11 protein-coding genes are annotated in these 11,334 nt (G+C 73.6%); 4 read left to right on the forward strand and 7 right to left on the reverse strand.

Annotation, left to right across the window (positions count from 1 at the left end; genetic code table 11):
• Window positions 1-81: 81 nt before the first annotated feature.
• Complete coding sequence (locus tag ACWD3E_RS19670; RefSeq protein WP_451388824.1) at window positions 82-489, reverse strand: DUF5997 family protein; 408 nt, start codon at window positions 487-489, stop codon at window positions 82-84.
• A gap of 58 nt (window positions 490-547) precedes the next feature.
• On the opposite strand from ACWD3E_RS19670, the gene ACWD3E_RS19675 reads away from it, so the two are divergent.
• On the forward strand, window positions 548-1,354 hold the full coding sequence (locus tag ACWD3E_RS19675) for a LysR family substrate-binding domain-containing protein (RefSeq protein WP_451388825.1): 807 nt from the start codon (window positions 548-550) through the stop codon (window positions 1,352-1,354).
• A gap of 17 nt (window positions 1,355-1,371) precedes the next feature.
• Here the strand turns inward: ACWD3E_RS19675 and ACWD3E_RS19680 are convergent, their stop codons facing one another.
• Both ACWD3E_RS19680 and ACWD3E_RS19685 read right to left on the reverse strand, forming a co-directional pair.
• On the reverse strand, window positions 1,372-2,880 hold the full coding sequence (locus ACWD3E_RS19680) for an MFS transporter (protein WP_451388826.1): 1,509 nt from the start codon (window positions 2,878-2,880) through the stop codon (window positions 1,372-1,374).
• A 100-nt stretch (window positions 2,881-2,980) separates the two neighbouring features.
• Entirely contained in the window at window positions 2,981-3,457 is a 477-nt protein-coding gene (locus ACWD3E_RS19685) for an Lrp/AsnC family transcriptional regulator (protein ID WP_451388827.1), read from the reverse strand.
• 243 nt (window positions 3,458-3,700) lie between these two features.
• On the opposite strand from ACWD3E_RS19685, the gene ACWD3E_RS19690 reads away from it, so the two are divergent.
• Together ACWD3E_RS19690 and ACWD3E_RS19695 are read left to right on the forward strand one after the other, a co-directional pair.
• Complete coding sequence (locus tag ACWD3E_RS19690) at window positions 3,701-5,185, forward strand: FUSC family protein (protein ID WP_451388828.1); 1,485 nt, start codon at window positions 3,701-3,703, stop codon at window positions 5,183-5,185.
• A gap of 177 nt (window positions 5,186-5,362) precedes the next feature.
• The gene (locus ACWD3E_RS19695) at window positions 5,363-6,409 is read left to right on the forward strand and encodes a lactonase family protein (RefSeq protein ID WP_451388829.1); all 1,047 of its coding nucleotides are present in this window, start codon (window positions 5,363-5,365) and stop codon (window positions 6,407-6,409) included.
• 94 nt (window positions 6,410-6,503) lie between these two features.
• Here the strand turns inward: ACWD3E_RS19695 and ACWD3E_RS19700 are convergent, their stop codons facing one another.
• From ACWD3E_RS19700 to ACWD3E_RS19715, 4 genes are all read right to left on the reverse strand, one after another.
• Complete coding sequence (locus ACWD3E_RS19700) at window positions 6,504-7,427, reverse strand: sirohydrochlorin chelatase (RefSeq protein ID WP_451388830.1); 924 nt, start codon at window positions 7,425-7,427, stop codon at window positions 6,504-6,506.
• Window positions 7,428-7,612: 185 nt separating this feature from the next.
• Complete coding sequence (locus ACWD3E_RS19705) at window positions 7,613-8,587, reverse strand: N-acetylglucosamine kinase (protein WP_451388831.1); 975 nt, start codon at window positions 8,585-8,587, stop codon at window positions 7,613-7,615.
• Window positions 8,584-9,261: a uracil-DNA glycosylase gene (locus ACWD3E_RS19710; RefSeq protein WP_451388832.1), complete on the reverse strand. Its 678-nt coding sequence runs from the start codon at window positions 9,259-9,261 to the stop codon at window positions 8,584-8,586. Before ACWD3E_RS19710 ends, ACWD3E_RS19705 begins: the two co-directional genes overlap by 4 nt.
• An 83-nt stretch (window positions 9,262-9,344) precedes the next feature.
• Entirely contained in the window at window positions 9,345-10,430 is a 1,086-nt protein-coding gene (locus ACWD3E_RS19715; protein WP_451388833.1) for a WD40/YVTN/BNR-like repeat-containing protein, read from the reverse strand.
• A gap of 278 nt (window positions 10,431-10,708) precedes the next feature.
• On the opposite strand from ACWD3E_RS19715, the gene ACWD3E_RS19720 reads away from it, so the two are divergent.
• Window positions 10,709-11,293, forward strand: a complete 585-nt coding sequence (locus ACWD3E_RS19720) for an Rv1733c family protein (protein WP_451388834.1) — start codon at window positions 10,709-10,711, stop codon at window positions 11,291-11,293.
• The last annotated feature ends 41 nt before the right edge of the window (window positions 11,294-11,334 follow it).

An 11,334-nucleotide genomic window follows, 5' to 3' on the forward strand; every position in this document is an offset into this window, starting at 1 on the left:
ACAACGCCCTCCGGCGACCGGAGGGCGTTGTGGAAAGCCGAAGAGCTGGAAGAAGCTGTAAAGCTGTGGAAAAGCGGAGGATCAGCGCTCGGCGCCCTTGTCCTGCTTCTCCTGCTTCTCCTGCTTCAGGTTCTTGAGCCGCGCCGCTTCCTTGCGGACCTCGGCCTGCGTCGCGCGCTCCTTCTCCAGCCACTCGGGCCGCTCCTGCTTGAGCGTCTCGATCTGCTCGGTGGTCAGCGCCTCGGTGACCCCGCCGCGGGCGAGGCCCGCGATGGACACGCCGAGCTTGGCGGCGACCACCGGACGCGGGTGGGGGCCGTTCGCTCGCAGCTCGCGCAGCCACTCCGGCGGGTTGGCCTGGAGCTCGTTCAGCTCGGCGCGCGAGACCACACCCTCCTGGAACTCGGCAGGGGTGGCGGGGAGGTACACACCCAGCTTCTTCGCCGCGGTCGCGGGCTTCATCGTCTGGGGGCTCTGCTGCGGACTCATGAGGTCAAGGGTATCGGCCGTGTACGGGAGGGCTGACCACGGCCGGTAACCTGGCCTGGTGACAGGCTCGCAGGAAACACCGTCGTTCCGGCTCGCGTACGTCCCCGGAGTGACGCCCGCGAAGTGGGTGCGGATCTGGAACGAGCGGCTGCCAGACACCCCGCTCACCCTCCTCCAGGTCCCTGCCGCCGAGGCGCCCGAGCTGCTGCGCGCGGGCGAGGCCGACGCGGGCTTCGTACGGCTGCCCGTGGACCGTTCGTTCTTCAGCGCCATCCCGCTCTACACCGAGACCACGGTCGTCGTCGTTCCCAAGGACCACGTGATCACGGCGGCGGACGAGGTGACCCTGGACGACCTCGCCGACGAGGTGCTCTTCCACCCGCTGGACGACGTCTTCGACTGGGACAGCCCGCCCGGCGAGCCCGCCTTCGAACGCCCCGCGACGACGGCGGACGCCATCGAGCTGGTGGCGGCGGGCGTCGGCCTCCTGGTCGTCCCGCAGTCGCTGGCCCGCCTGTACCACCGCAAGGACCTGACCTACCGTCCCGTCGTCGACGCCCCCGAGTCGGGCATCGCCCTGTCCTGGCCGGAGGAGGCCACCACCGACCTGGTGGAGGACTTCATCGGCATCGTCCGGGGCCGCACGGTCAACAGCACACGGGGCCGTACGGCGGCGAAGGCGGAGGCCGAGCCCAAGCGGACGCGGCCCGAGCAGGGGGGTGCTCGGCAGAAGCAGGCGCCCGCGAAGCCGACGGGCGGCAAGCCGGCGGGCCAGAAGTCCGCGGGCCGTACCGCCCGGGGCCGCGCGGGCTCCGGGGGCGCGGCCAAGCCGGCCAAGCGGGGGAAGCCGCGCCGGAGGTCGTGACCCGCGGTCCGGCCCCCTCAGGAATCGCGCCGGAGCCTCTCGTCCGAGCCGCCCTCCTCGCAACCCCGTCCGACCGGCACACCGACCCCGGCGGCCTCCGGCTCGGGACGCACGTGGCGCTCCCGTAGATCCGCGATCGCCAGTGTCAGTGCGATCATGATGATCCCCACGGCGGTCAGCAATCCGAGCTGGATCGCCACGGCGGAATGCCCGTGGCTGGCCTGGTGCGCGAAGTACACCGCGCCCACCACGGCGATCCCGGCCGCCGAGCCGACGCGCTGGCCCGTCTGCAGCACTCCGCCGGCCGCACCGGCACGCTTGACGGGGACGCGGGTGAGGGTGAGCGTCGTGTTGGGGGAGACCGTCAGGCCGGAGCCGATCCCCCCGATGAGCAGCGGCAGCGCCGAGGCCCACCCCACGCCGCGCCCGGGCACCAGCTGCACCGCCACGACCACCCCGAGCAGCCCCAGCGCCACCCCGCCGAGACCGATGACGACCAGCTTGCGGCCGAAACGGGTCACGAGCCGGCCCCCGGCGGCTGCGCCGATCGCCGAGGCGGCGGCGAAGGGCAGGACCGTGAGCCCTGCCTCCAGCGCGCTGTAGCCGACCGTGTTCTGCAGGAACAGCGACAGGACGAAGAAGACGGTGGTGAAGCCCGCGAAGTAGGTCAGGCTGATCAGCGCACCGAGCGTGAAGGACCGCAGGGAGAACAGGCGCAGGTCGAGCAGGGGAGCCCGCCCGTGCCGTTCCTCTCGCCGCTCCCACGCCCAGAAGGCGGCCAGCAGCAGTGCGGCCACCGGCAGCAGCGCCCACTTCTCCCGCCCGTGCCACTGCTGCTCCTGCACCAGCGGCAGCATGAGCGCGAGCACGCCGGAGCCGAGGAGCAGCACCCCGAACAGGTCGAACTCCTCCCGCCTGCGGGTCTGCGCCGGGAACCGGGGCAGCAGCCGCAGCCCCGCCACGAACGTGGCCACCCCGAGGGGCAGGTTGACGTAGAACACCCAGCGCCAGCCGTCGCCGGTGCCGAACGCCTCGATGAGCACGCCGCCCACGAGCGGGCCGACCGCCGTGGAGACACCGATGACGCTGCCCAGCAGGCCGAAGGCGCGGGCCCGCTCCCGGTCCTGGAACATCTGCTGGATCAGCCCCGTGGTCTGGGGGGCGATCATCCCCGCCGCCGCTCCCTGGAACAGCCGGAACAGCACCAGCCAGGAGGCGCCGGGGGCGAGTCCGCATGCCGCCGAGGCCACGGTGAACAGGGCGAGCCCGGCGAGGAAGGCCTCGCGCCGCCCGCGCATGTCGCCGAGCCGGCCTGCCGGTACCAGGGCCAGCCCGAAGGTCAGGGAGTAACCGGAGACGACCCATGACAGGTCGGCCCCGCTCGCCTCCAGTCCGCGCTCCATCGACGGCAGCGCCACGTTCACGATCGAGGTGTCCAGCAGCGACATGAAGCCTGCCGTCAGACAGACCCCGAGCGCTTTCCATCGCCGGTCGTCACCGGCCGGCCGGTGCTGGACTGTGGTCATGTGCACACGCTAAGTGGCCTTCGGGGTAGCCGCATTCGCGGACGTGACCGAGGAGTCCCCGGCGGGTCAGCCACCGGACCCCGTGTGGAAGGCGCCGGCGTCAGGTGCGGGTCGCCCGGCCGACGGACTCGACCAGGGGCAGCAGCCGGTACGGGACCCGTTCGCGCAGGGCCACCTCGGTGCGGGTGCGCACCACGCCCGGCAGGCTGATCAGCTTCTGGATCACGTCCTCCAGATGGGCGGCGTCCCGCCCCACCACCCGGGCCAGCAGGTCTCCGCCACCCGTGATCGAGAAGGCCTCCACGATCTCCGGTACGGAGGCCAGCGCGTTCCCGACGTCGTCGAGATGGCCCTGGGTGACCTCGATGTGCACGAACGCCAGGACCGGATGGCCGAGGGCGGCGGGCGACAGGGAGGGGCCCGTGCCGGTGATCACGCCGTCGCGCTCCATGCGGTCCAGCCGGGCCTGGAGCGTGCCGCGGGCGACACCGAGGATCCGGGCGTACTCGCGCACGCTGGTGCGCGGCTGCTCCAGCAGCAGCCGCAGGATGCGGGTGTCGAGTTCATCCACGCTCATGACATCACGACTGTACCAATGGCCCAGCAGCCCCCGCAGCGCGTGTGCCGCCCGACCTGGTCCGTTGGCATTCCGGGGCGCTTCGCTGCGGGAAGCGAGCTGTGCCAATGGCTCAGTGATACGAGCCACGCTTGAGCCAGTGCCCTTTGTGATGCTCTCATGGGGGTGTCGATGGCGCTGCGGGGATCCCGCGGCGCCTTTTCCATGCCGGTCCCATGCCGGTGCTCCAAGGGGAGGGCAGCAGTGCTGAAGAGGGTGTTCGTGGCTCCGGACCCGGGACGGGCGCGGCTGCGCTTCGCCGCGCGGGCCGTCCTCGGCATCGGGCTGGCGGTCATGGTCTGCTTCCTGGCCGGACACTCCCTCGTCGGTGCGGTCACCGGCGGTCTCGCCGCGCTGCTCACCCTGTTCACCGTGGCGGATCCGACCGTGCGTGGCCAGGCGGTGACCACCGCACTGCTGCCCGCCGTCGGCGTTCCTGTGCTCGCCGCCGCGGCCGGACTGCACGACGTTCCCGTGGCGCGGGACCTGGTCTTCCTGGCCGTCGTCGGCGCCGGCGTGTACGCGCGCCGTTGGGGGCCGCGCGGGCACAGCCTCGGCGTGTTCGCCTTCATGACCTACTTCGTCGCCCAGTTCCTGCACGCCACCCCCGAGCGGCTGCCCGAGCTGTACGTCTCCGTCCTGCTGTCCGTGCTCAGCGCCGCGGCGGTGCGCTTCGGCCTGTGGTGCTACGAGCGCCGGCTGCCCGTGCCCTCCGTACCCGCCCCGCCCGCGGGCAGCGGCTTCGCCCGCGTGACCACCCGGCAGGCCGTCCAGGCGACCGCGGGCGCGGGCTTCGCGCTCGTCGTGGGCCAGCTGGTGTCCGGACAGCGCTGGTACTGGGCCGTCGGCGCCACCTGGTGGATCTTCGTCAACACCGCCTCGCGCGGGGAGACCCTCGTGCGCGGCTTCCGCCGGGTCCTCGGCACGATGATCGGCATCTCACTGGGCTTCCTCGTCGCCATCCCCGTGCACGGGGCGCCCGTGCCCAGCGTCGTCCTCGTCGCGGTCGCGGTCTTCGGGATCTTCTACTCGGCCGCCGTCTCCTACACGTGGATGATGCTCTGGGTGACCGTGCTCGCCGAGATGCTCTACGGCCTTCTCGGCGTCCTGAACCCCGGCCTGCTCGCCCTGCGCCTCGCCGAGACCGAAGTGGGCGCGGTGGGTGCCGCGCTCGCCGTGCTGTTCGTGCTGCCGGTCACCACGCACGCCACCACCGACGCCTGGATCCAGCGCGCCCTGCGCTGCGTCCACGCCTGCACCGCGGAGGCCGCGGCCCGCCTCGCCGGCTCGCCCACGGCCGACCCGGCGCCGCTCGTCGCCGAGCTGGAGCTGCTGCTCGGCCGGGTCCGGCTCTCGGTCGCCCCGCTGGTGCACCCGCTCAACCCGATGCTCGGCCGCAAGTGGCGCGCCCGCCGGGTGCTCGATCGGCTCGACGACTGCGCCCGGGAGATCCGCGGCCTGGTCGCCGTCGCCGCCGACCCCGAGGCCTCGCACGACGCCCGCCTCGCCGCCGCCTGCTGGCGTGTGGAGGCCGCCGTCGAGGCGCTCACCCAGGGCCGCCACGTCACCTTCGTCCCGGAGCCGCCCGCCGAGCCCGCCCTGGCCCACCTGCACGGCGTGGAGCGCGCGCTGGCCGACCTGGCCGAGCCGCTGCGGGCGCCGACGGGTTCGCGGCTGGTGGGGGCCTGAGCGGCGGCACTCCGCGCCCTTTGCCGGACGCGGGCCCGGAAAGGGCATGCGGCCAGGTCTCCTGAGCACGAGTGAAGAACCGCCCGCCATCCCCATCCTTGGTCTAGACCGCCGTTGATCGACTGCTACCGTCGGCCCCGGACGGCTCGACCGAGGCCCGACCGAGAGGGGACAGCGGTGGCAGAGGGCGGCAGCCCGGGCAGGCGCCGGGCGTTCATCGGCTCGTTCACCGCGGCGGGCGGACCCGGTGTGGTGACCGCGCACGTCCGGCCGTACGACGGCGCCCTCAGCCTCGTCGCCGCCGTGAACCACCTGCCCGACCCCTCGTATCTCGCCCTGTCGCCGGACGGGGGCACGCTCTACGCGGTCAGCGAGACGGCCGAGGGCGCCGTCGCCGCCTACCGGGTGCACGGTGAGAAGCCGGAACCCGCCGGTCCGCCCGTGCTGGTCGACGGCAGCGGGCCGACCCACCTCAGCGTGTACGCCGGGCACGTCCTGACCGCCAACTACGGCTCCGGCAGCGTCACCGCCGTGCCCCTGCGCTCCGACGGCACGCTCGCCGCCGCCCCCTCCGGGGTGCTCCGGCACACCGGCTCCGGCCTGCACGACCGGCGGCAGCGCGGCCCGCACGCCCACCAGGTGCAGCCCGACCCCAGCGGCCGCTGGGCCGTCAGCGTCGACCTGGGCACGGACTCGGTGCGGGTCTGCACGCTGGACGGCGGCAGCCCGGTACTGCACCGCGAGTTCGCGCTCCGCCCCGGCTCCGGCCCCCGCCACCTGGTCTTCCATCCCGACGGCGCACACGCCTACGTCGTCAACGAACTCACCCCCACGGTCACCGTCTGCCGCTGGGACGCCGTCGGCGGCTCCCTGAAGCCGCTGGCCGAGGTGCCGGTCCTGCCGGGCGCCCCCGCCGGCGACGCCTACCCCTCGGGGATCGTCGTCTCGCCCGACGGCCGCTTCGTGTGGACCGCCACGCGCGGCGAGGACGTCCTGTCCGTGTTCGCCGTCACGGGGGCCCAGGGGGACGGGCTCCGGCTGACCGGCACGGTGCCGTGCGGCGGCCACTGGCCGCGTGCGCTGGCCGGGTACGACGGCTTCCTGTACGCGGCCAACGAACGCTCCGGCGACGTGACCTGGTTCGCCGTGGACGAGACGTCGGGGCTGCCGCGCTACGAGGGTCACGTGGAGGTCCCCGCGGCCTCCTGTGTCGTCTTCGGCTGAGCTGCCCGAACCGGTCGCCCGGGGACGCCGAAGGGCCCGCTCCAGCGGCTGGAGCGGGCCCTTTCTCGTGCGGGTGTACCGGTGCCGCGCCGCGTCAGCGGACGGACGTTCCCTGCGCCTGCGGCGGGGCGATGCCCAGCGCGGTTGTGTACTTGGCGAGGGCGAGCTTGCCGATCGCCGGGTACGCGCCGAGCGCCTCGGCGGTGGCGCAGCCCGCCTCCTCGGCAGCCGCCGCCAGCAGCCCGGGGTCGATCTCCGGGCCGATCAGGTACGGCGCCAGGGCCAGCTGCTGCGAGCCCGAGGAACGCAGCTGCTCGGCGACGGAGGCGATCGAACCCTCCTGGTCCAGGGCCGCCGCCATGACCGGCACGGCCAGGCGCGCGGCGAGCAGCATGCCGGTGATCCCGGCCGCCTGCACGGCCTCCTCGCCGCCCACGGAGGCCAGGATGATGCCGTCCGCGGCGGTGGCCACGGTGAACAGGCGGGCGCGGTCGGCGCGGGCGAGGCTCGCCTCGGACAGGCGCACATGCAGCGCCTCGGCGAGCAGCGGGTGCGGGCCGAGGGCGTCGGTCAGGTCGGCGGCGACCCGGCTGTCCATCACCGACTGGCGGACCTGCCGCAGCAGGGCGCTGTCCGGGCCGGCCAGCAGCGGAACGACGACGGCGACCGGGCCGTCGGGCTCCTTGACGTCGAGGCCGGCGGCCAGGGCCTGCTCGTAGCGGGCGGTGCGCTCCTCGGCGGCGTGCGCCAGCACGGACCGCAGCGAGGGGAACTCGGTGTCGTCCCCGTCCAGGTAACCGATGCGGGCGTCCAGGCCGGGCAGCTCGGAGCGGGCGATGCTCACGACCTCCTCGGCGAGAGCGCGCGTGGCGGTGCTGGGCACGCCGGGCACCGCGAGAACGAGGGCGGGCGCGCCCTCAGGAGCCACCAGCGGTTCCGGGCGGCGGTGCCGTCCGGGCTGGCGGGGTCGCGGCATTCGTACTGGCAGGCCGGACGCGGGCCCAGTGGGGGAGCTCATGGCGCCGCATGTTACTAACTTCCTGGGCTCTGCTGTTCGGGGAGGGTGCAGGTGAGCGGTTTCCGTCCGGTTTTGTCTGATGAGTTACGTACGCGTGACACGTGAGGCAGGCACATGCCGGGCACATCGCCGACACTTGCCTGATACAAGCCGTACGTTGGCCGGATACGTGACGGCAAAGGCGGTCAATCCCCTTTTGTGATGACCGTGTAGAACAGGGACGGTTCACCCGGCAGAGTGAGCCGGCCGGCCGCCAGGTCGGTCGCGATGCGCACCGCGCCGTGCAGAGGGTCTCCTTCGGCCGCAACCCGCCGGGCGTGTGGCAGCCGCGCCGCCAACTCCTTGCCGAGCGGTACGAGGACGGGGTCGCCCAGCTTGAACAGACCACCGGTGAGGGCCACTTCGGGTGCGCCGGAGGCCGGGCACACGGCGGCGGCGGACTCGGCCATGTTGCGGGCCGCTCCGCGCAGGATGCCGGCGGCGACCGGGTCGTGCGCGGCACAGTCGGCCACCCGCGGTGCGAAGGAGGCGAGGACCGCGGGCCGGTCGGAGCGGGGGTAGAGCAGGCCGGGCAGCGTGTGCGCCGGTCCGAACTGCTCGTCCATGCAGGCCAGCAGCGGGCCGGAGCCGCCCTCCCGGCCGTCGTGGGCGCGCAGCGCCGCCTCCAGGCCGGCCCGGCCGATCCAGGCACCGCCGCCGCAGTCGCCCAGCAGGTGTCCCCAGCCGTCCGCCCGCCGCCAACTGGTCAGATCGGTGCCGATCGCGATCAGTCCGGTGCCCGCGGCGAGTACGGCACCGGGGCGCGCCCCCAGGGCGCCGACGTACGCGGTGACGGCGTCGGCGGCGAGCGCCACCCGGCGTACGCCCAGCTCCCGGGCAAGGGCGCCCGGCAGTTCATCGCGCAGGGCGTCGCCCAGGGAGGCGAAACCGGCGGCGCCGATGACGGCCGTGCCCAGCTCGTCCACCCCCGCCTCGGTGGCCAAAGACCTGGCCAGCGGCAGGAGTTGCGCCATCAGATGAACGGGGTCGATCCCGCGCGCACCTGTGCGCACCGGCTCTCCAGTCTCCCGCGCGGCCGACGGCCCCCGACCGACGGCGCCGACGAGGACCCGGAGGCCGGAGCCCCCGGAGTCGACGGCGAGATAACCGGGGACGGTCACGGCAGACGCCACTCCACCGGCTGTCCGCCCTGCTGGATCAGCAGGTCGTTCGCCCGGCTGAACGGACGCGAGCCGAAGAACCCGCGGTCGGCCGACATGGGCGAGGGATGCGCCGACTCCACGGCGGGCAGAGCGCCCAGCAGCGGCCGGAGATTGCGGGCGTCCCGGCCCCACAGGACGGACACGAGCGGCTTGCCACGCCCGGCCAGGGCCCGTATCGCCTGCTCGGTGACCTCCTCCCAGCCCTTGCCGCGATGGGCGCCCGGACTGCGCGGGGCGGTGGTCAGCGCCCTGTTGAGCAGCAGCACACCCTGCTGCGTCCACGGGGTCAGGTCGCCGGTCGACGGCTGGGGCAGGCCCAGGTCGGTGTTCAGCTCGCGGAAGATGTTGATCAGGCTCGGCGGCAGTGGGCGGACCTCGGGCGCGACCGAGAACGAGAGCCCCACCGCGTGGCCCGGAGTCGGGTACGGGTCCTGACCGACGATCAGAACCCGTACGTCGTCGAAGGGTTGTTGGAAGGCCCGCAGGACGTTCGGTCCGGCCGGGAGGTAGGTGCGTCCCGCGGAGATCTCCGCGCGCAGGAAGTCGCCCATCTCGGCGATCCGTCCGGCGACGGGTTCCAGGGCCTTCGCCCAGCCCGGTTCGACGATTTCATGCAAGGGTCGTGGTGCCACGGCCGTCACCCTACTGCCGTACGGCGGCCGGAGATCAACCGGTGGCCAGGACCGGCGTCGCACACCACGCTCTCAGGACGCTCTCAGGCGACCACCGCCGCCCGCACGCACAGCACGTCCGGCAGATGCGCGGCCAGCTGCTGCCAGCTGTCGCCGTCGTCGGCCGAGGCGAACACCTCGCCGTTGCGGTTGCCGAAGTACACCCCGGCCGGATCGGCGTCGTCGGTGCACAGCGCGTCGCGCAGCACCGTGCCGTAATGGTCCTCGGACGGCAGCCCCTTGGACAGTGGCTCCCAGCTCTCGGCCGCGTCCGCCGTGCGGAAGATCCGGCAGCGGTGCCCGGCCGGCACCCGGTCGGCGTCGGCGTTGATCGGGAAGACGTACGCCGTGCCGCCCCGGTGCGGATGCGTGGCGGCGGCGAAGCCGAACGTCGAGGGCAGGCCCGCGCCGATGTCGCTCCAGTGCGCACCCGCGTCGTCGCTGCGGTACACGCCCCAGTGGTTCTGCAGATACAGCCGGTCCGGATCGCCCGCGTCCTTGGCGATCTTGTGCACGCACTGGCCGAACTCCGGGTTCGGGTCGGGCAGGAACACCGCCGACACACCGGAGTTGGACGGCGCCCAGCTCGCGCCGCCGTCAGTGGTGCGGAACACCCCGGCGGCGGAGACGGCCACGGTGACCGCCCGCGGGTCGCGCGCGTCCGTGATCACCGTGTGCAGGCCCTCACCACCGCCGCCCGGCACCCACTGCGAGCGGGTGGGGTGCTCCCACAGCGGCCGTACCAGCTCGAAGCTCTCCCCGCGGTCCTCCGAGCGGTACAGCGCGGCCGGTTCCGTGCCCGCGTACACCACGTCCGGCTCGGCGGCGGCCGGGTGCAGCTGCCAGACCCGCTCCAGCGAAGCTCCGGTGTCCTGCGGGAACTTGACGGCCGGCTGGGCCGGCTCCGTCCAGGTGCGGCCGAGGTCGTCGGAGTGGAACACCGACGGTCCCCAGTGCGCGCTGTCCCCGCCGGCCAGCAGCCGTGGCCGCTCGCCCCGCGTGTCGATCGCGACCGAGTAGACGGCCTGGGCGTTGAAATACGGGCTTTCGTCGAACTCCCAGGCGCCACCGCGCCGCCGCCCGATGAACAGGCCTTTGCGGGTGCCCACGGTGAGCAGTACCTCGGTCATGCCGATCACCTCCGGGACGTCTTTGTCCGGGTAGTCGTCAGATATCGGCCAGTCTGCACCCCGCCACTGACAGTCTCCCCGGTGCGGCACGTTCCCGCAGGTCACAGCGGTGTCGTCGGTCCGTCGCGAAGATCGGCCGGGTCCGTTGCGGGATGTGCCTGCGCGAAGCGGGTGTCTCGTGCGACCGTCGAGGTGACGGCTCGTCGTGAGCAGGGGGGCGGACTTTTCCGTACGGGAGTGCGTCCCGGCCTGTCGGTGTGCTCGTGGGGGAGGATGCCTTGAAGGCGTTCCGTGGTCCGAAGGTGTGGCTGTGGCGCTGGCGGCGCAATCCGCTGAAGCGGCGGGCCGACGTGCTGGAGGGCTGGGTGGTGCTCGGGGTCTGGCTGTTGACCGTCTTGACCGGGGTGCTGGGCGGCTTGGCGGCGGACCGGTCGGTGGAGCACGGGCTGGCCCGGGAACGCGCGACCTGGCGGCCCGCTCCCGCACGCGTGGTGGCGCAGGCCCCCGGCGCGCCCCGCGGGCGCAGCCACGCCCCCGCGGCCGACGGGGTCTGGGCCAGGGTGCGCTGGACCCTGGCCGACGGCTCGGTGCACACCGGCGAGGTCCGTGTCGCGCCCGGCAGCCCGGCCGGCACCCGGGTCACCGTCTGGACCGACCCGCAGGGCCACCTCGTCACCCGCCCGGTCGACGCCTCCGGGGCCGCCTTCCGGGCCGGCCTGATCGGCGTCCTCGTCGGGGTGAGCACCGCCGCCGTCCCCTTCGTCGGCGGCCTGGTCCTGCGCGGCCGGATGGAGCGCCGCCGCCTGGACCGGTGGGAGACGGAATGGGCCCGGTGGGGGCCGCAGTGGAGGCGGATGGTGTAGCGGGCAGCCCTTCCCTACGGCCGGTGAGTCCTTCTCACCGG

The organism is Streptomyces sp. NPDC002676 (assembly GCF_053592455.1).